At 70.1% G+C, this 18,852-nt stretch carries 21 protein-coding genes; 4 read left to right on the forward strand and 17 right to left on the reverse strand.

What is annotated here, in order from left to right; translation table 11 throughout:
- The coding region (locus Cba03nite_RS29335) for an RNA-guided endonuclease InsQ/TnpB family protein (protein WP_203753030.1) at nucleotides 1–489 on the forward strand (489 nt) is incomplete at its 5' end.
- 95 nt (nucleotides 490–584) lie between these two features.
- On the opposite strand, the gene Cba03nite_RS29340 is transcribed toward Cba03nite_RS29335, so the two are convergent.
- From Cba03nite_RS29340 to Cba03nite_RS29355, 4 genes are all read right to left on the reverse strand, one after another.
- Nucleotides 585–1,427, reverse strand: a complete 843-nt coding sequence (locus Cba03nite_RS29340) for an LPXTG cell wall anchor domain-containing protein (RefSeq protein ID WP_203753033.1) — start codon at nucleotides 1,425–1,427, stop codon at nucleotides 585–587.
- A gap of 257 nt (nucleotides 1,428–1,684) precedes the next feature.
- Nucleotides 1,685–2,461 (reverse strand): MerR family transcriptional regulator, encoded by a 777-nt coding sequence (locus Cba03nite_RS29345; RefSeq protein WP_239126088.1) that lies wholly within the window; start codon nucleotides 2,459–2,461, stop codon nucleotides 1,685–1,687.
- 143 nt (nucleotides 2,462–2,604) lie between these two features.
- The gene (locus Cba03nite_RS29350) at nucleotides 2,605–3,741 is read right to left on the reverse strand and encodes a serine hydrolase domain-containing protein (RefSeq protein ID WP_203753039.1); all 1,137 of its coding nucleotides are present in this window, start codon (nucleotides 3,739–3,741) and stop codon (nucleotides 2,605–2,607) included.
- A gap of 96 nt (nucleotides 3,742–3,837) precedes the next feature.
- Nucleotides 3,838–4,434 (reverse strand): TetR/AcrR family transcriptional regulator, encoded by a 597-nt coding sequence (locus Cba03nite_RS29355; RefSeq protein ID WP_203753042.1) that lies wholly within the window; start codon nucleotides 4,432–4,434, stop codon nucleotides 3,838–3,840.
- A gap of 97 nt (nucleotides 4,435–4,531) precedes the next feature.
- Between Cba03nite_RS29355 and Cba03nite_RS29360 the strand changes: the two genes are divergently transcribed.
- Nucleotides 4,532–5,647 (forward strand): DmpA family aminopeptidase, encoded by a 1,116-nt coding sequence (locus Cba03nite_RS29360; protein ID WP_203753045.1) that lies wholly within the window; start codon nucleotides 4,532–4,534, stop codon nucleotides 5,645–5,647.
- A 40-nt stretch (nucleotides 5,648–5,687) separates the two neighbouring features.
- Here Cba03nite_RS29360 and Cba03nite_RS29365 read toward each other — a convergent pair whose 3' ends face one another.
- The gene (locus Cba03nite_RS29365) at nucleotides 5,688–6,209 is read right to left on the reverse strand and encodes a C40 family peptidase (RefSeq protein WP_203753048.1); all 522 of its coding nucleotides are present in this window, start codon (nucleotides 6,207–6,209) and stop codon (nucleotides 5,688–5,690) included.
- Nucleotides 6,210–6,647: 438 nt separating this feature from the next.
- A complete protein-coding gene (locus Cba03nite_RS29370; RefSeq protein WP_203753051.1) occupies nucleotides 6,648–7,070 on the reverse strand; it encodes a hypothetical protein in 423 nt (140 codons plus the stop codon).
- Between the two features lie 117 nt (nucleotides 7,071–7,187).
- Between Cba03nite_RS29370 and Cba03nite_RS29375 the strand changes: the two genes are divergently transcribed.
- Nucleotides 7,188–7,991, forward strand: a complete 804-nt coding sequence (locus tag Cba03nite_RS29375; protein WP_203753054.1) for a helix-turn-helix domain-containing protein — start codon at nucleotides 7,188–7,190, stop codon at nucleotides 7,989–7,991.
- A 287-nt stretch (nucleotides 7,992–8,278) separates the two neighbouring features.
- On the opposite strand, the gene Cba03nite_RS29380 is transcribed toward Cba03nite_RS29375, so the two are convergent.
- The 11 genes from Cba03nite_RS29380 to Cba03nite_RS29425 form a co-directional block, all read right to left on the reverse strand.
- Complete coding sequence (locus tag Cba03nite_RS29380; protein ID WP_239126089.1) at nucleotides 8,279–8,863, reverse strand: hypothetical protein; 585 nt, start codon at nucleotides 8,861–8,863, stop codon at nucleotides 8,279–8,281.
- A 191-nt stretch (nucleotides 8,864–9,054) separates the two neighbouring features.
- Nucleotides 9,055–9,186 carry a hypothetical protein gene (locus Cba03nite_RS40425; protein ID WP_275411627.1) on the reverse strand — a complete coding sequence of 44 codons (132 nt, stop codon included), beginning with the start codon at nucleotides 9,184–9,186 and terminating at the stop codon, nucleotides 9,055–9,057.
- On the reverse strand, nucleotides 9,171–9,320 hold the full coding sequence (locus Cba03nite_RS29385; RefSeq protein WP_239126090.1) for a YciI family protein: 150 nt from the start codon (nucleotides 9,318–9,320) through the stop codon (nucleotides 9,171–9,173). The genes Cba03nite_RS40425 and Cba03nite_RS29385 overlap by 16 nt, the downstream gene beginning before the upstream one ends.
- 65 nt (nucleotides 9,321–9,385) lie before the next feature.
- Nucleotides 9,386–9,994 carry a dihydrofolate reductase family protein gene (locus Cba03nite_RS29390; RefSeq protein WP_203753059.1) on the reverse strand — a complete coding sequence of 203 codons (609 nt, stop codon included), beginning with the start codon at nucleotides 9,992–9,994 and terminating at the stop codon, nucleotides 9,386–9,388.
- A gap of 569 nt (nucleotides 9,995–10,563) precedes the next feature.
- On the reverse strand, nucleotides 10,564–12,699 hold the full coding sequence (locus tag Cba03nite_RS29395; protein WP_203753062.1) for a hypothetical protein: 2,136 nt from the start codon (nucleotides 12,697–12,699) through the stop codon (nucleotides 10,564–10,566).
- A gap of 293 nt (nucleotides 12,700–12,992) precedes the next feature.
- On the reverse strand, nucleotides 12,993–14,438 hold the full coding sequence (locus tag Cba03nite_RS29400) for an alpha,alpha-trehalose-phosphate synthase (UDP-forming) (protein WP_203753065.1): 1,446 nt from the start codon (nucleotides 14,436–14,438) through the stop codon (nucleotides 12,993–12,995).
- A 31-nt stretch (nucleotides 14,439–14,469) separates the two neighbouring features.
- A complete protein-coding gene (locus Cba03nite_RS29405) occupies nucleotides 14,470–14,886 on the reverse strand; it encodes an STAS domain-containing protein (protein WP_203753068.1) in 417 nt (138 codons plus the stop codon).
- The gene (locus tag Cba03nite_RS29410; protein WP_203753070.1) at nucleotides 14,883–15,305 is read right to left on the reverse strand and encodes an STAS domain-containing protein; all 423 of its coding nucleotides are present in this window, start codon (nucleotides 15,303–15,305) and stop codon (nucleotides 14,883–14,885) included. The genes Cba03nite_RS29405 and Cba03nite_RS29410 overlap by 4 nt, the downstream gene beginning before the upstream one ends.
- The gene (locus Cba03nite_RS29415; protein ID WP_203753072.1) at nucleotides 15,302–16,297 is read right to left on the reverse strand and encodes an ADP-ribosylglycohydrolase family protein; all 996 of its coding nucleotides are present in this window, start codon (nucleotides 16,295–16,297) and stop codon (nucleotides 15,302–15,304) included. Before Cba03nite_RS29415 ends, Cba03nite_RS29410 begins: the two co-directional genes overlap by 4 nt.
- Nucleotides 16,294–17,685 (reverse strand): trehalose-6-phosphate synthase, encoded by a 1,392-nt coding sequence (locus tag Cba03nite_RS29420; RefSeq protein WP_203753074.1) that lies wholly within the window; start codon nucleotides 17,683–17,685, stop codon nucleotides 16,294–16,296. The genes Cba03nite_RS29415 and Cba03nite_RS29420 overlap by 4 nt, the downstream gene beginning before the upstream one ends.
- A complete protein-coding gene (locus Cba03nite_RS29425; protein WP_203753076.1) occupies nucleotides 17,682–18,068 on the reverse strand; it encodes an STAS domain-containing protein in 387 nt (128 codons plus the stop codon). Before Cba03nite_RS29425 ends, Cba03nite_RS29420 begins: the two co-directional genes overlap by 4 nt.
- Before the next feature lie 273 nt (nucleotides 18,069–18,341).
- Between Cba03nite_RS29425 and Cba03nite_RS29430 the strand changes: the two genes are divergently transcribed.
- Nucleotides 18,342–18,704 carry an STAS domain-containing protein gene (locus tag Cba03nite_RS29430; protein ID WP_203753078.1) on the forward strand — a complete coding sequence of 121 codons (363 nt, stop codon included), beginning with the start codon at nucleotides 18,342–18,344 and terminating at the stop codon, nucleotides 18,702–18,704.
- Nucleotides 18,705–18,852 lie beyond the last annotated feature (148 nt).

Below are 18,852 nucleotides of genomic sequence, written 5' to 3' on the forward strand. Positions count from 1 at the left end.
ACGGTGGTGGTCGAGGATTTGAACGTCGCCGGAATGCTGCGAAACCGGCGCCTGGCCCGGAAGGTCGCCGACGCCGGGTTCGGGCGGATCAGACGTCAGCTCGAATACAAGGGCGAGTGGGCAGGCGGGGTCACCGTGAAGGCCGGCCGCTGGTACCCGTCGTCGAAGACCTGCTCGGAGTGCGGTGCGGTGAGAGCCAAGCTGCCGCTGCACCTCCGGGTGTTCACCTGCGAACAATGCCCTTTGGTGATGGACCGTGACGCCAACGCGGCACGTAACCTCGCCGCCCTGGCGGCGGCAGTCAAGACTGGTACCGGAGTGGCCGGAGACCAGGACGCGAAAGCGTCGAACCCCCGTGGAGCCGACCGTCAGACCCGCGCCACCACCCGACCGCGCAAGCGGCCGGGTGGGCGGGCAGGTGGCGCAACCCCGCACCAGCGGACAGAAACGAGAGATCCTCGCCAAGCCGAAGCGGTCACGCTCCGGTGATGGCAGGAACCTTCCCGACCGAAAGGCCGGGATTGCTGACATCCGACTATGGAATCAGCAACGGTCCGGTCGCCCGGACCCCTGACAGGCGTCGGTTACGCCCGGACGCGGCGGGCGATCACGATGCCGGCCGCGCCGAGCGCGATCAGGACCCCGGCCACGAGCACCAGCGTCGTCGTGTTCGTGCCGGTGATGGGCAGCTGAGGTCCGGGTGAGGTCGACTGCGCGGGCGACGAGGACGGTGCCGCCGACGCCGACGCCGACGCCGACGCCGACGCCGACGGTGTCGCGGAAGCCGAAGCCGAAGCCGACGGTGAAGCGGCCGCCTGGTCCTTGTCGTACGCCTCGCGCCAACCGCTGCACAGGAAGACACGCAGGTCCTCGAACGTGCCGGTCAGCGCGGCCACCGCAGCCTTGACCACCTCGGGGCCGCCGGTGCGCTTGGCCTCGGTGACGAGGTCGCGGTAGTCCAGTGCACGGGCGTCGTGCTGGCCGTCGTTGACGAAGCCGAGCAGGGCGTCGATACCACCATCGTCAAGCACCTTGTTCGCGGCCGCCTTGACGTGGGCACCGCCGGCCGACATGACCTGGCTGGTCAGGACCCGCAGATCGGTGTTCCACACCACCTGTGCCCGGGACCCCAGGAACTCGCGGATGTCGTGCGTGCCGTCCAATGCCTCCTGCGCCCGCTGCGTGACGCCGACATAGCGGTCCTTGCTCGCGGCGAGGACCTGGTTCACCGTGACCCGGACCTCGACGTCGGTCATGGCGGCGACGTCGGCGTCGAGCAGCGGCCGCAGGTCAGGGTAGGTCACCGGCTGGGCGAGCCGGCATGCCGCCTCGAGGCCGATCTCTGCCGGATCGGCGGCGGCCGCCGGTGCTGCCGGGGCCAGCCACGCCAGGACGGTGACGATGCCGGCCAGTGCTTTCCATCGCATGCTTTCTGCCTCCCCGTGATCAACCAAAGGCGGCGAACATAAACCATGCCGATCGCACCGTGCAACCTTCTTGCCGCCAGCGGAACTGTGCGGGAGATACACAGGACACGCGCCTGCGGCGGCAGACTGCTGACGCCATCGAGCCCGGTGGTGTCGGTCGGCGCTTCCACCCGGCACATCGCCGAGCGTGCCAGCCGTGCCACGCCGCCCGCCGACAGCCGGAGCATCCGTCGCCGTTCGGTACGGCGGCGCCAGCGTCACGGCCGCGGGATGCGGACGCCGGCCGCCCGTAACCTGGTCTCGACGAGCGTGGTCAGGCGAGCCGCGGCTGATCCCTGCTCCGCCCCGTGGTGGGCGATCAGCTGGTACCGCGTCGCGGCCTCGCTGCCGGCCTGCAGTCCGGTCACGGTCCGCAGCAGCACCGGATTGGCGAGGTAGCGCTCGACCATGGCGGTGGCCAGCTCGTCGATGCGCGGATCGTCTCGCGACCAGGTCGCGGCCTCGGCACCACGCTTGATCAAGGCCACGAAGTGCCGGTCCTCGACGGCCTGCTCGACACCGGCGAGGTAGTCGTCGAATCCCTCGGGCACCAGGGCCTTGGCCAGCACCCAGCCGTCGCGCAGGGCTGCCGTCTCGTCGGCGTCGAAGCCGAGGGCGGGCATCCGCTCCAGCAGCGCCGCGGCGCGATCGCCCAGCAGTGCCCGATCGCTGTCGGCCAGCCGGCGCAGCCGCTCGCGGCGGGCGGTCAGCTCCTTGATCTGCTCGGTGAGGCGCCGTTCGGCCTCGGTCAGCGCCTCGGCGAAGCGCTGCGCGCCGCCGCCGAGCATGTCGCCGATCTCGGCCAGCGGCACCCCGGCGGCGGCCAGGGTGCGGACCTGTACCAGCCGCAGCAGGTCGGCTGAGCCGTAGCGCCGGTAGCCGGAGCCGTCCCGGCCGGGTTCGGCGACGAGGCCGAGTTTGTGGTAGTGCCGCACCGTCTTCACCGTGACGCCGACGTACGCCGCCGCCTGCCCGATCGTCACACCGCTTCGCACCCGATCAGCCTGCCCCATGCCCGCGCCCGGCGATCATCGAGGTGACCGCCGGGCCGGTGGACGGGCCACGCCGCAGCTCACCGAGCTGGGCGTGGACCCGCTTCATCGGTCCCGACCGGACTGGCCGGCACGGGGCGAACGGCTCAGCCGGCCGGCTGGGCCTGACCGCTGCCGAACACCAGCTCGACGAGCCGCTGCCGGGCGTCGACGAACACCGGCGCGATGGTCAGCTTCGAGTCGTCGACGCAGGTCAGCGACGCGGTCATGGTCTTGCTGCCGTCGGGTGTGCTGTACATCAGCGCCGCGTACCCGGCCAGGCCGCCGTTGTGGGTGATGACGGTGCCCCCGGAGCCGACCTTCTCCACGAACACGCCGAGCCCGTAGTCCATGCCCGGGATGCCGGTCGGGTGCGGCCGGCACATCTCCGCCAGCAGCGGGGCGGGCAGGAGTCTGCCGTCGAGCAGCGCGGAGATGAACGTGGCCAGGTCGGCGGTGGTGGAGATCATGTCACCGCCGGTGGAGACCCATGACGGGTTGTGGTGGGCGACGTCCACGACGTGCGTGCCGTCGGGGCCTTCGTGACGGTAGTAGGCGTGGGCGTGCGGTTCGGGGATCTCCGGTGAGGCCTCGGGCAGCACCGTGCCGACCAGGCCCAGCGGGCCGGTGATCAGCCGCTGCATCTCCTCGGGCAGGGTACGGCCGGTGACCTTTTCGATCACGAGCCGGGCCAGCACGTAGTTGGTGTTGGAGTAGCTCCAGCCCGTTCCGGGCTCGAACCGCACCGGTTTGGACAGCGCCAGTTCCGCCAGTTCCTGCGGCCGGTAGGTCCGGAACCGGTCGTCGACCCATGCGTCGCCGAGCGGGGTGCCGGGCGCGGCGATCCCGGGCTGATAGGTCCCGTCGGGGAAGAACTCGCCGGTGAAGTTGAAGACGCCGCTGGTGTGCTGCAGCAGCATCCGTACCGTGATCCGCTCGTCGAGCGCGTACTCGGGCAGGTAGGCGGCCACCGGCGCGTCCAGCTCGATTCGGCCCTCGGCGACCAGCAGCAGCACCAGCGCGGCGGTGAAGGTCTTGGTGTTGCTGCCGATCCGGAAGTGGCCGTCGACGGGCGGCTCGCCGGGCTCGCCCAGCCTGCTCGAGCCCGCGCTGCCCACCCACTGCCCATGCTCGTCGCGCACCCGCAGCACCACGCCCAGGAATCCAGCGTCGACGATCTCCTCGATCGCCGTCTGCAGCTGTGCGCGGGTGACTTCGTCGTGTCCGGTGCTGGTGATGGACATGGTGGTGTACTCCTTCTGAGCTGATTCGTCCGGCCGGATTCATGCCGTCCGGACGAGCCTCCACCTTGACCTCGGGTCAACCTCAAGCGGGCTTTTCTACACCTCGACGCCGACGACATGCGCGGCGTATCCGGTCATGAGGCGTAGCGCCTCCTTCCGGTCCACCGACGTGCCGGTGATGATGTGGTACCCGTAGGCGTCCTCGAGGGCTACCAGGTTGCGGGCCGCGTCCGTCGGCGGCGTGGTGAGGCTGAAGGCCTGGCTGTCGGCGCCATCGCGCAGGATCCGCTCATAGAGATCGGCTTGGCGGTCGAACAGGCTGCGGCGCATCACCGCCTCGCCGCGGCGCATTCTGGCCTGCGGCGAGAACTCGTACAACAGGCAGCACAGCTCGTCGTCGGGGCCGGACGGCAGGCCCGAGTCGATCATCCCCGCGAGGCGTCTCGCCGGGTCCTCGTGCTGCTCGGCCGCCTGGCTGCGGCGCGCGTAGAACCGCTCGACGGCCTCGTCGTAGACGTCGGCGAACAGGTCCTGCACGTCGCGGAAGTAGTAGGTGACGGTGCCGGGGGACATGCCGGCGGCGTCGGCGATGTCGCGTACGCGCACGCCGGCCAGACCACGCGCCATGATCGCCGCCCGGGTGGCGGCCAGCAGGTAGGCGCGTCGCTCGTCCTGCCGCTTGGGTCTGGCCATGCTCGCTCCTGTCGCATCCGTGCGCATCACCGTACCGCCGCCGGGCGGGTGTCCGACCGGGCACGTATTCTTTGCTGTCGTGTACGAAGAATCGTCTGTGGCCGGCCGCCGTGTCCGGCAGGCGGGCCTGCACCTGCCCGGCGAGCCCGGGCCGCACAACGCGATCACCGACGTGCCCGGCGTCGAGGTCGGCGCGGTGACCCTCATCGAGGGAAGCGGTCCGCTGCGGACAGGTCACGGCCCGGTGCGCACCGGCGTGACGGCTGTCCTGCCGCGCGGCCGGGCCGGGGTCGGGCACCCGTGCGCTGCCGGGATGGCGGTGCTCAACGGCAACGGCGAGATGACCGGTGCGGCATTCGTCGAGGAGGTCGGCCTGCTCGACCTGCCGATCATGCTGACCAACTCCCACGCGGTCGGCGCCTGTCACCGGGGCGTCGTCGACTGGGTGAGCGCCCACGTGCCGCAGCGGGCCCAGCGATGGATGCTGCCGGTGGTGGCCGAGACCTACGACGGCTTCCTCAACGACATCAACGGCGACCACGTCACCCCCGCCGTCGCCGCCGCCGCGATGGACGCCGCCCGCGGCGGCCCGGTCGCCGAGGGATCGGTCGGCGGCGGCACGGGCATGAACTGCTACGGCTACACGGGCGGCACCGGCACCTCCTCGCGGCAGGTGCCGTTCGGCGCAGACCGCTACACCCTCGGCGTACTGGTGCAGGCGAACTTCGGCGCGCGCCGCGAACTCGTCGTCGCCGGCCATCCGGTCGGCCGCCGGCTGACCGACGACGACCCGTTCGCCGCATCCGCGGCAGTTCAGCCAGCCGGCGCCGGCTCGGTGATCGTGGTCGTGGCCACCGACGCGCCGCTGCTGCCCGGCCAGTGCAAGGCGCTGGCCCGCCGCGTCCCGTTGGGCCTGGCCCGCACCGGCACCAGCGGCTCGCACTTCTCCGGGGACCTGTTCCTGGCCCTGTCCACCGCCGAGCAGCACGTCAGCGGCTCGCAGTATCCGCAGCCCGGCGACGAGCGGCTGGAGCAGATGTCGCTGGTGCCGTGGCGGCACCTGGACCGCTTCTTCGAGGCGTGTGTGCAGGCGGTGGAGGAGGCCGTGCTCAACGCGCTGTTCGTCAACGCCGAGATGGTCGGCCGCGACGGCCACCGGGTGCCCGCACTGCCGGTGGGGCGGGTGCTGGAGATGGTGCGCACCGGCCGGTAGCCGGCCGGTGCGCCTGTCCCGGTGGGGAGGTCCGGGCGTCTCAGTACCCGTTGGGGGTGAGCACGTCGATGAACAGCGGGTCAGGTTCGGTGCCGCCGAGGGTGACGCTGTCGCGTTTGACGTAGCCGTAGTAGGCGTTGGCGTCGATGACCCGGTCGTTGCCGATGTAGACGCCGGTGTGGTCCAGGTCGCCGCCGTAACGGATGCCGTCGTTGGGGTCGGTGTCCCAGAACACCAGGTCACCCGGCCGCGGGGTGCTGACCCGGCGGCCCTGGTTGATCTGGCCCTGCAGCCAGTAGTTCAATTGCAGCCCGCGTCCGGTCGCGCGCTTGGTGCCGTCCCAGATCGCGTGGCGGTTCAGGCATTCGCAGTCCACCGCCTGCGTGCCGCACGTCCACCCGTACGCCAGCTTGTACGGCGTGCCCAGGTATGCCTCGGCGGCGTCGACCACGGCCGCACGCACGCCTATCGCGTGAGCCGGTGTGGGCGCCACGACCAGCGGCGTCGCGACGACAGCCAAGCCGCAGAGCAACCGCGCAAGCGCGCGTCTCCACACTGCCATGTGCTGACTCCTTCCATAGTTCTTCGTACGGAACAGTAAACAACGGCGATCGATGCATGGGAAGAGCCAGCCTCGCGGACGCTCCGACATGGGAGACGCGAGCTTGTCCGTGCGCTGTCCTGTGTCGGAGGCCAGCGGGGCGATACGGGCTCAGCCTGGTGGCCGTATCCTCGCGCCGTTCACGGCGTTGAGCCTGTCAGGGTCGTCGCCGCGAGGGGTTGCGGTGGTTCGAGCTCAGCCGATGGGACTGCCTGAGGGGTGCAGTCCCATCGGCACGTTTCACTGACATGCCGTACTTTGCGTTCCTGTAGCGTCTCTGACTTCCCGAGTTCGCCTGAGTGAGTCAGGCATTCCGGGTGGGGCGTGGCCGTGTCGTGCCGGGTCCGAAGTCTCCGGGTAGGGAGACGCACGGCAGGGGCCGCATCGCCCTCATCGCGGTCATCCTTCGATGAACTGGTAGTCGCTGACGATGCGTCCGTCCGCACCGAGCACGAGGATCTCCAGCCCGACACCGGCCACGTCGCCGCCGGCGCGAGGCGCCATCTCCCAGCGGAACTTGACCACGTCGTGCAGCCGGTCGACGTCGCCGCGGGAGCGGAAGACGAACGTGCCCGGGGCGACGAACTCCTCGTAGGCGCGCGTCACCCGTACCTCCAGCGCGTCATGCCCGCGCGCCTCCAGGACAAGGCGATCGAATCCCAGCCCTTCAGCAGCCTGTCGCATTTCCTGCGGCGGCTGCAGGACATGGACCGCGTCGGCAGACCACAGCTCACGAACGGCGGCGCGGCGACGTTCCGCGTCGGGTTCGCTCCAAACGGCGACGTAGCGGTCGGTGAAGCTTTTAAGGTCGATGTCGGCCATGATGATCCTTCAGTCGTGGATGATCGTTTACGACCACGACTGTGCAGCGCCGGGCGCGCCGCGACAATTCCCCGCAGGGAATCGCCGACCAGCACTCACATCGGCTAAACAGGAGAAGTGATCACCGAGTCGCCCAGGGGCGGATTCGCCGACGCGCTTCGGCAATGGCGTACCCGACGACGCGTCAGCCAGCTCGAACTCGCGGTGCGCGCCGGCACCACACAACGGCACGTCAGCTTCATCGAGAGCGGCCGGTCGACGCCCGGCCGGTCGATGATCATACGGCTGGCCGAGTCGCTGGAGGTGCCGATCCGCGAACGCAACGAACTGCTGCTCGACGCGGGTTTCGCGCCCGCATACCCCCACAGCGATCTAGACGACCCGCAGTTGGCACCTATCCGCGCCGCTCTCGACCGCATCCTGTACGGGCACCTGCCCTACCCGGCCGTGATCGTCGACCGGTACGGCGACCTCGTCTCCGCCAATGCCGGGTTCCAAGTGATCACCCGCGGCGTGGACCCGCACCTGCTCGCCCCGCCGGTCAGCGTCCCCCGAGTCCTGCTGCATCCCCACGGCCTCGCGCCGCGCATCGTCAACCTCGACGAGTGGGCATGGCACATCATCGACCGTGTCCAAGCCGAGAGCCTGCGCAACCCGAGCGATCGGCTCCGGCTCCTCGCCGACGAACTCGTCGACCTGGCGCCGCCGCGCCCGCGGCAACTCGCGCCACATCATCTCGGCTTCGCGGTGCCGCTACACCTGCGCACGAGCGACCCGGACAACCGGGAACTGCGGCTCATCACTACACTCACCCACTTCGGGACCGCCACCGACGTCACCATCGCCGAACTGCGACTGGAAGCCTTCCTGCCGGCCGACGAAACGACCAGCGCCGCACTGACCGAACTCGTCACGTGGTGAACACCATTCGCTCACGCCGCCGGTAATGGCGCCGGATATGTGTGAACCTGTACCCGCCGACGGTTGGCTCTACGGGTTAGTTCTGGCCCCGGCGATGGGTGAATATCGGCCCCATCACCTTGATCGCCGAATCGGTGTGGGCGAAATTCGGCCCCACCTTGCGGGTGTGAGTCACCAGCAAGGTGAACAGGTCATACCGGTTCTGGCGCGGCGCTCGTCGGATGCCTGCAGCGCTGAGGCGTTGCCCGCCTGCTGTCAGTAATTACGGATCGGCGCCAGGGCGTTGGCTAATCGGTCGTGGCTGGGATGAGCAGCCACCGGGCAAAGCAGCCGCCCTCGTCGAGTTCGGTGTACGAGCGGGAGCGCACCCGGTAGAGAGGGCTGGATGCTGGCAGAAGGAGGCCTGTGGCCAGTTCCCGGGGCGCCCAGCCATGCTCGGTCGGTACTTGACCCGGCCGGGGGCCGTACAGCTCCATCGAGCCCTCGCCCACACCGTCGCAGGCAGAACTGAACAGCGCGATGTGGCCGCTGGGGACTTCAATATCGGCAGCGAGATCGTCGGCGCCGAGCGGGTAGGACAGGGCAGCCGCGACGGAAGTGCGGTAGTCCGGGCCGCCGGCCTGGATGATCGCAATATGGCCGTTGGCTGCGGTGAAGACTTCCATCCAGCTGTCGTCGCGAACCACTCCGTCACCCAGGAGTGCCGCCGTGGCAGAGCCGACCGGGATGCTGACTGGCTCCGCCGCTAACGTAGTGACCAGCTGTTCGTAGGTTTCGTCGTCGGCGCCATGCCAATGTTGGCGAAGATCGCCGTCGATGGCCAGGTAGGGTTCGCCATTGGTCCAGAGCCGGCCGACATGCGTCCACGACATAGGCACATCAAAGCAGGCCACGACTCGGTCCGCGCAACCCCCGCTCCCGGATCCGAGGCTGGCTGGAACCAGTTGGCCCAACTCGCCTGGGGCCAAAACTCACCCATGGCGAAAGGACCGAAGATCGCCAAATGGAGCCACAAATCCCCCGCAAGTGGGGCCAACACTCACCCGCGTAGCCAGACGGTTACCTACAAGGTGGTCTCCCGTACCAGGAAGGCGCAGGCGATCTCGGGCACGGTCAGGGCGGCGACCACCCGCGCCCACTCCTCGTGGTGGGCCTGGGCGATCGCCTCCTCGACGTCGCTCACTGGTATGGCCACACCCCGATCTTCCGATCGCAGACCGGCGACTGCTCGGCGGCGAGTTTGAGCGCCACATCGAGATCGGGGGCCTCCCGCACCCAGACGCCGGCGAGGTACTCCTTCGACTCCACGAACGGCCCGTCGCTGAACACCGCCTGCTCGCCCCGGTTGTCATCTCCTGTGGTGTCAGAACACCGTGGTACCCCGGTCAGGGACTTCAAGCCGTCGCATACTGCGGGCGCCCGGCCGGCCGGAAGACCTGGGTCGTCACGCCCTTCGAGTCGACCCGCGACTCGACCAGATCGAGCGCAAGGTCCGGACCGGTCTCCGGGAACAGTCTCGCGCCCAGGCCAACGATCACCGGGATCACGATCAGAGTCATCTCGTCGACCAGATCGTTGGCCAGCAGCCACCGGACCAGGGCGCCACTGCCGTGCACCTGAAGCTCGCCCCCGGGCTTGGCCTTCAGCTCGCTGACGGCCGCCGCGAGGTCACCGCGGAGAACGGTCGTGTCCTCCCAGCGCGGCGCGGTGAGCAGGGTCGAGGCAACGTACTTGGGGGCCTCGTTCGAAGCCACGCCGATGGGATGTGCGCGCATCTGGTCGATAGATCCCCACGAGCCGGCGAACAACTCGTAGGTGCGTCGGCCGAACAGGAACGCCTCGGCTCGCTGGTAGGTCTGTGTGATGAACGTCCTGGTCCCGTCGTCGCCCTTCCCCAAGGCCCATCCGCCACGCTCGAACCCGTTCGGGTGGTCGTCCGTCGGGGCGCCGTTGTTCTGCATTACTCCATCAATGGAGATTTGGGGCATGGTCGTCAGCTTCATGATCATGTTTCCTTGTCTGGGCGTCGCCCCTTGTGGGCGGCCTCACCCCTGCTACGTACGCCACCGCCCCGATCCGACACCCCCTCCCAGACTTCTTTGAAGAATTCCGGTAGGCCGGTCGTCATCGCTCCGACCCCACGGCAGTTTCGTAGCGACTGCGCTTTGCCTTCCCAAGCACGCCCAGCACGAACAAGCTGACCGCAGGCCTGCCCTCGAACGAGCCGGCTCGGTGCTCCGCCGGGAGGCAGATCTGCGTGAAGCGGTTCTTGGTTCACCGGGTTCAGCCCTGATGCCATGCGACCTCAGGCGCGGAGCGCGGGCCTACACCATCTGGAGATAAGGTTTGCCGACCTTTAGCAGGGCATGTCCCGCCGCATCGGCAGCGGTCAGCGGTGTCGACGACGATCGCTTGCAAGTCGCCTCGATCCCATGTTGCCGTCCCCGTCCCGACCCCGTAACTCAGGCTCCTAGGACGATGGAGGCGACGTGAGTCAGCCCGCTGCTCGTTCCACGGCCGCGGACGCCTGCCGACAACGGACGAGGCCGTCATCGGCTGGCGCAGGACTGCCTCAGCTCGCCACGTAGCCTTTACCGGTCCAGCGGTAGATGGTGTGGTGGCTGGTGCCGCCGGCACAGTCGGGGTCGCAGTCGTTGAGCGCCGAGTCGACCTCGTAACGCCCGTCGCCGTCGGTGTCGACCAGCGAGGCGCTGTAGAACCGCTGGGCGTACTCCCCAGGCGGGGGCAGCGTGTCGAAGGTGTCGAAGCCCTGGGCGCTGGGACCAAGAATGATCACGCCGTTGTAGCGTCCCGGGTCGTAGTTGATGAACAGATGCCCGGTGCCATCGATGGCAGGGGCCGCAGGTGCGAGCCGGTACCAGGCGCCGGCCCGGTGCCGCCAGCGCACGTTCCCGTTGGCGCCGATGACGGCGATGAACGCTTCCGAAGCGCCCACCTCGGTCGGCATCGTGGTGATCAGGACGCTGTGGCCGTAGGACGGATGCTCGAAGTACACGCTGCCCGTGACCGTGCACGCAGCCTCGCACAGTTGCAGCTGGCGCAGCCGGCTGATGACCGGCACGGCCGGATACCCCGACAGCGACCAGACCTCGTCGGCCACGACCCCGGCCGCTTTCGGGTCGCCCCAGTCGCCGGGCAGGAAGCCGGCGAGTTCGGCCAGGTAGTCGTCTGGGCAGGCGTCCAGCGGCTTGACTGCCGTGCGGGCGGCTGGTCGCCACTGGTCGAACTGCCACAGCTCCCGGTTCTCGTCGGCGAACGTGTCCTGCAGTGCGAGGTTGCGGTAGAGGCGGCCGCTGTCGGCGTTGACATCGCGGCAGGAGGGTGTCCACACGCCGAGCTGCTGCGGTCGTCCGTCGCCGCGCACGCTGAAGGCCAGCGGCCCGACGAGGGTGTCGGCGAGCTGGTCGGACAGGTAGAAAAGCAGGTCGGCGTACTTGAGGACGGCGTATGCCTGGGCGAGCTGGTGGACCAGGCGGTCGCCGCGCGCGACGAGCTGTGCGGTGGTGCCGGGGTGGGCGCGGATCGCCTGCTGTTCGAGGGCTTCGAAGCGGGCGCCGAACTCGCTGCCTGGGTCGACGATGTCGGTGGCGCACGAGCCGACGGCGTCGACGACGGCACGCACGATCGTCTCCGGGTCGGCCTTCGGCCGGTTGAGCAGCTCCTTGCCCCCGCACTCGTACAACGCCTGCAGCATGGCGTTGATCAGAGGGTTGTCGCTGCCACCGACCGGGAGCTGGTCGAAGATGTAGGTGGTGACGTCGACCAGGACGGTGACGGCGTCGACGCTTCCGGTACCGGTCTGCATCACCGATCCGGGGGAGTCCGGGCGGCCGATCCCGACTGCGACCTCGGCCAGCGGTGGCAGCAGGAACGACTTGTCGGAGTCGAAAACGTCGTGGGCGGTGCGGTAGATGACTGCCTTCGGGCCGAACTCCTCCCGCCCTGCCCACGTCCACGCCCATGCGGCGTGGTCGGGCTTGAGCTGCAGGCGCTGGGTGAAGGTGCGGTTGTTGGCCACCCGGGCGGTGACGATCTCATCGCGGTCGGGTTCGAAGCAGACCCGCAGCGCGGCCGCTGACAGGTCCTCGTCCGGGTCGACGACACCGCGTACCCACGACGGCAGCGGCTTGCCGCTGCATGCGGGGGCGTCGACGCGTTTTCCGAGCAGCTCGCCGGTCCACTGGCTGGCCGATGCCGCCCAGTCCCAGAACGAGAAGTCCCGCAGCGAAGCCACCAGCGTGTCCCCGTCGACGCTCAGGCGCACGTCGGACACTCTCCACATTCGCAGATCCGGGTCCCAGCGGGTCAGTACGGCTGCGGCGCGCTGCCGCGGGGACAGCTGCGGCACCTTCCACCGCACGGTGACCGGCTCGCGCAGCGGCTGGTCGTGTTCGACGCCGACCGGCTGACCGAACAACTCGCCGTCGTGCTCGCCGATGGCCGCGACCGGCAGGACGGTGATGAGGCTGCCGTAGGCCACCGCACCGGGCGGGATCTGCATCTCGACGTCGCCGACCTGGACGGTGCCGCCGTCGGGACCGACTTGGGTGCCGTCGCCGGTGACCTGCGGGGCAGGGTCGCGGGTCGCTGTGGTCGTGTCGCGTCGGGTCAACCACCAGGCGCCTGCTGCGCCGCCGACCAGGATCACGACTGCCGTGACCGCTGCCAGCAGCCGTCTTCTGCCCATGCCGCGTCTCCTTGCCCGGGTGTGGCCGGCAGCGGTGTGGGCTGCCGCATCGACGCTACGAGATGCGGCCGCGTGGGCACTTCGGTCGAGCAACCCGGACCTGGTGACCGAAAGGCGAGATCGATTCCACACGAGAGATGATTCCAGTGCGCGGCATTCGTGGCAGTACATCGGCTTCGGCCAGAGGCCGCCGTCAGGCCTGCAGGTGTTTCGGGATGCCAGATCGAGGCCGGCGAACGGTTCGGTGAGTACCCGGTTCGGCCCGAATCCGGTCTCGCCGTGCCTGATCCTCTTCAGGCTGCGGCGGCACAGGTCCAGCCCGCGGGCTGTTCGAGTCTGCTGAGAAAGTCGGCTGCCCACCGGTTGACGTCGTGGCGGCGCAGGTGAGCCCGCATCGGCAGCATACGGCCGGCCTGCTCGTCGCGGTCGGCGTAGGCGGCCGCCACGATCGCGTTCTTGAGCCCGTCGAGGTCGTGGGGGTTGACCGTCCAGGCCTGGCGCAGCTCGGCGGCGGCGCCGGCGAATTCGCTGAGCACCAGCGCGCCGGTGCCGTCGGTGCGTGCGGCGACGTATTCCTTGGCGACCAGGTTCATGCCGTCGCGCAGCGGTGTCACCGCCATCACGTCGGCTGCCGCATACAGCGCAGCCAGCTCCGCGCGGTCGTAAGACTGGTGTAGATAGTGCACGCACAGCCGCCCGATGCCGGCGTGCACGCCGTTGATGCGGCTGACCATACGCTCGACCCGCTCCCGTAGCGCCTGGTAGTGGTCGATGCGCTGGCGGCTGGGCACGGCGACCTGCACCATCACGGTATTGGCGGGTTCCAGGCGGCCCTCGGTCAGCAGCTCCCCGAACGCGGTCAACCTGTGCTCGATGCCTTTGGTGTAGTCGAGCCGGTCCACGCCCAGGATCAACGTCGAGGGGTCGCCCAGCTCGCGGCGTATCTCAACGGCCCGGGCCTGCACTTGAGGGTCGTCGGCCAGCCGCTGCTGCGTGGCGACGTCGATGGAGATCGGGAACGTCGCCGCGGTGGTGATCCCCGCGCCGTGCTCGATCTCATCGCCGGTGAGCTTCGCGCCCACCAGCTCCCTTGCCAGACGCTGGAAGTTGCGGGTCCCATGAGGGTGCTGGAAGCCGACGAGATCGGCGCCGAGCAGCCCACGTATGATCTCGTCGCGCAGCGGCAGCTGGCAGAACAGCTCGGCCGGCGGGAACGGGATGTGCAGGAAGAAGCCGATCCGCAGGTCCGGGCGCAGTCCGCGAAGCATGCCGGGGACCAGCTGCAGGTGGTAGTCGTGTACCCAGACCAGGGCGCCCGGCGCGGCCAGGCGCGCCGCGGCGACGGCGAAGCGTTCGTTGACGGCGCGGTAGCTGTGTCGCCAGTCGCGGTCGAATACCGGCTGCTCGACGGCGTCGTGATAGAGCGGCCAGATGGTGGCGTTGGACTGGCCCTCGTAGTAGCGGTCGACATCCTGTTCGGAGAGCCCGACGGGGTGCAGGTGGATGCCGTCGTGGGTGAACGGGTCCGGGGCTGGGCCGGGCTGCCCGTGCCAGCCGATCCAAGCCCCGGCGTGCTGCTGCATGATCGGGTGCAGGGCGGTGACCAAGCCGCCGGGGCTGCGCTGCCATCGGCTGTCGCCGGTGGAGCTGGTGATGCGGTCAACCGGCAGGCGGTTGGCCAGTACGAGCAGGTCGTAGCCGGCGCGGCCGGCGGTCGGCGTGCTGGGTTCGGGTGCCATCGCGTGGGCTGCCTCCAGACGGGGTCGCGGATTACCGCATCGGATCGAGATGGCGGTGTCGCAGGCAGGGCAGGCGCAGACGTGCACGCGACCGGAGCCGCGCTGTCGGCGCCCCGCTGGCGCCACGTGGGCCTGCGGTGGCATGGGTGGTTCGCGCATGTGCCCGCATCGCGTTGAGGAGACCGGGGGACGGGTCGGCGATCGTCAGCGTGACGGCGCAGCGGTCGGCTTCGACCCTGCCGCGGATCAGCGCCGCGACGCCTGCGGCGTCGATGATGTCGACGGCGGTCAGGTCCAGGCTCAACCGCCGGGCGCGCAGCCGGTGCAGCGCGAGGCTGATGGCCTGGCCGAGCTGCCGGGCGGTGGCGGCGTTCAGCCGGCCGTGCGCGACCAGCTGCAGGCCGGATGACGTCGCTTGCAGCCGCAGGTGCAGACGAGAACTGTTCACCGGCGGCCGTCCATTTCCTGGCCGCCGGAGCGGCGCGGGCGGGACCGCCCTGCGCACCTGGTGCCGGTGCGGTGGCGCCGCAGCGGCATCGCGTGACGGCGGGGCGGCCCGGGCAGCAGGTAGCCGACGTGATGGGCGTGCAGGGCCGACTGCACGCACGTGGAGCAGGCGTCCACCATGAAGGTGACGCCGTGGCGGGCTGCGGTCTGCTGGCACAGCACGACCGCGGCGACACCGACGGCGTCGATGCGGGTGACAGCCGCCAGGTCCAGCAGCACCGCAGCAGGCGCGTACCGGCGAAGCAGTCCGAGCACGACTTTCGGTAGTCGGTGGGCGTTGTCGGCACGCAGCGCGCCAACGGCGGTGACGCGCAGCTGCCGCTGCCGGCCGGACATGCGTAGCGCGAGGTCGTCGCTCATGACCCCTCGCCGGTATGGTCTCCGGCGCTGCGCCGGCTGCCGCGTGCGGTTGTCGATGAAAGCCCTGCCGCCGCCGCGCGCAGGCGCAGCAGCCGCACGACGTCAGGCCGCCACGGCATGGCGACCGTGTGCTCGGGGTGGCGCGCACCGATGATCGCACCGACGATGGCGGCGACGGTCTGGGTCTGACCGCCCATCATCAGCGCATAGCGGATCGCGGCGGTGGGCTCGTCGGGATGACGCAGAAACGCCGTCAGCGCTGCGGGCACACTGCGCAGGGCAGTGCGGTCGGCTCCGAGCGTCGCGGCGGTCTCCGCCGGCGCACTGCGGTGGCGCACCAGAGTCTGGACCGTGCGCAGCGCCGAGCGGAACTCGGCCGTGCGCATCTGGGCCGCCACCGCCGACAGGAACCGGTACTTGTCGGCAGGCGCGCCGGGCTGGCTGCGCACGGCCAGCGCCACCGCGGCCGCGGCCGCGGCGGCACCGTCCCGGGCGAGCAGATGGGTGTGCGTGATCCCCGCCGACCGGCGGCCCAGTGCTGCGGCTGCGGCCGCGCCGACGCCGGGCACCAGGCCCGCGGCGCAGGCGCGCACCGCGGCGACGCTGCCGAAGCTGCCATCGCCGTGGTGGACCTTAGGAGCGGCCTGCCACCAGCGGGCACCTGAAGCGACCGCGACCAGCACCCGGGCAGTGCCCGAACCCGCCAGATCCGGCCGGTCGGACGGCCACTCCTTCGCCAGCTCCGAGGCCAGGCCGTCGTCGCTGATCCGGCCGCCGTGGGCGGCCAGATGCTCGGCGAGCACGGTCATCTGCAGCGCGGCCGGGCTCGGTCGCTGCGGGCGCGGTGAAGTGCGCAGGATGACCTCCACCTGCGCCGGGTCGGGCACGATACGGCCGTTGAACGGGGCGGCGATCAGATCGGCGCACGCGGCCACCAGCAGGCAGCCGTGTGCGCGTCGCAGCTGCTGCTGCTGGTCGAGCGGGTATGTCACCTTGCGTCGATCTTCCTCGGATTGTCGTGCGGAGCCGGATGCCCGGCTGGACGCGTGCTGCCTGCGGTCGCGGGCTGGCGTCGGCGGTTGGCCTGGGCCGGGGCGGCAGCGCGAGCGCGTACGACGGCCATCAGCCGCCGGGCCCACGCCTCAGGGGCGGGTGCCGTCCCAGCCGAGCCAGCCAGGGGCACCGATGCGCTGACACCGGCCACCCGCGCGATGGCAGCGGAGAATGCCGCGGTGTCGTGCGGGTTGACCACCACCGCACCGGGCAGGTCCGCCCCGTCGCAGGTGAGCTCGCTGACCACGACCGGGGCGCTGCCGTGCGCGGCGACGAACTCGTGCGCCTGCGCCGCCGTGCCGTGATGGTCGGGGGTGGCCAGGAGCGCGTCGCAGGCCAGGTACAGCGACGTAAGCTCCCGCCGGTCCGGGGCTGCCCGCAGGTAGTGCACGACGGGCTGGCCGACCTCGGCGTATGTTCCGTTGACCTTCGCGATGAGGCGGTCGACGCGTTCGCGGTGGTCGTGCTCTGCCGGGGTCCGCGGCTCGCCGTATCCGACGTGCAGCAGCGCGATGGTGGCAGGGGCGGGGCGGTGCTCGGCAAGGAACCGGTCGAAGGCGACCAGCCGCTGCTCGACGGCCTCGGCGGGGTCCCAGCCGGCCACCGACAGCAGCACCGGCCCGGCCACCCGCAGCGCGGCGCGGATCTGCTGGGCGCGGGCACGCACCGGCCCAGACCGGGCCAGCCTTCGGATCCCCGCCGCGTCGGCGGGCATCGGGTAGGCCAGCACCCGCACCCGCCGGTTGCCGACGGCGATCTGCCCGTCACGCACCGGCAGCCCGTGCACCCGCCCGGCGAGGTCGAGCAGATTGGCCGCCGCACGCCGGTACGGCAGGACGACGACATCGGCTCCCAGCAGCCCCGACAGCAGCTCCCGGTGCTCGGGCAGCCGCACGAACAGCTCGGCCGGAGGGAACGCGCTGTGCAGCTGCATCACGATGCCCAGGTCGGGCCGCAGCCGCCGCATCACGCCTGGCAGCAGCTGCAGCCGGTGCCCGTGGACCCAGATGACCGCCTGCTCGGCGGCAAGGCACGTGGCTGTGGCCGCCAGCCGACGGTTGACGGCCAGGTAGTCGTCGAACCAGCCCTCGGGAAACGCGGCCGGCTGATGGTGGCACAGGGAACGCAGCAGTGCCGCCGCGTGCGCCGCGTCAGCGCTGTCGGCCGTCTTGCCTGTGTCGGCGGCCAGCCAGGTGCCGGCCTGCAGGTCGGTATAGGCACGCAGGGCGGACAGTCCGGCATCGACATGGTCGATGCAGTCGTCCGAGTCGGCTGGCGGAACCCGATCGGCAGCCATGATCAGCTGGTATCTGCCGGTGGTGTTCATCGCGTCACCCCGCCGAAGCCGGCCTCGCTGTCGTGGGAGATGCCCAGGGACAGGTCGCCGTCGGGGGTGATGACCTGCAGCACCCGGTCGACCTTCGCCAGCTTCAGGTTTCGGCGGGCCCTGGCCGACGGGGAGCGCAGTGCGACCATGCCGCCCTCGCGAATGGCGCGGCGGTGCGCGTCCAGCAGAAGCAGGATCCCGGCGGCGTCGATGACGTCACACCCGGCCAGGTCGATCACCAGCTGCCGCGGGTGCAGGGCGAGCGCCTCGGAGAGCACCTCATTGACTCCAGGTGCTGAGCTGGCGTCGAGGTCGCCGCAAACCTGCACTTCGACCACCGGCACCGTCTGTGTCGTCTGCGCTGCGCGGCTGAATTCGTCCACCTTTACCTCCCTGCTGGCGGATTTCACCCTTCCCAGGTGGTACGGCGATCACCACGCAAACCCGTGACAGTTGTGTGACAAGGCACCGCGCGTCACCACATCGCCGCAGGTGGCGGGCATCCAGTGACGTGGGCACAAGTGTCCGGTGGATGCTCGGCGGCTGGGTGCTGACACGCTGCGGCCGTCGCGGTGTTGTCACACGACTGTCATGTGATCGCACGGATGCCGCCATGAACGGTTCCGATGCTCGGCCGGGTGAGGAAGGAGGGCAAGGTGATCGACGGCCACAGCCATGGCCTGGTAGCCGCCTGGCGCATTCCGGAGGTCGAGGTTTCCATCGTCGGCGACCTGGACGCCTGGTCGGCGGGCCACGCCAGCCAGGTGCTGGACGAGGCGATGCGGTTTCGGCCGGAAGTGCTGGTCCTCGATATGGCCAGGTGCCGTTCCCTGGACACCGCGGGAGCGTTGCTGATCGTGCAGACGCATCAGCGGATGCGCTATTCCGGTGGGTCGCTCAGCGTCCGATCCGCGTTGCCGCAGGTCGTGATGACCTTGCGGGCAGCCGACGAATACGGGGCATTGCATGTGGTGGGGGCCGGACAGCGGCTGCCCAGACACGCCGCCGACGGTCGCTGAGTCCTGCTGCCACACGGCACGAGTCAACGTTCAGCAGTGATCAAGGTTGGGTGGGTTCGTTTCGCGGGATGCGGCGAGCCCGGCCACGCGGACGCGGGCTGTGCAGGCTCGGGCGGCGGCAGCGGCGCCACGTGCCGGCCGCCGGCGG

Source organism: Catellatospora bangladeshensis, from assembly GCF_016862575.1.
Taxonomy (GTDB): Bacteria; Actinomycetota; Actinomycetes; order Mycobacteriales; family Micromonosporaceae; genus Catellatospora; species Catellatospora bangladeshensis.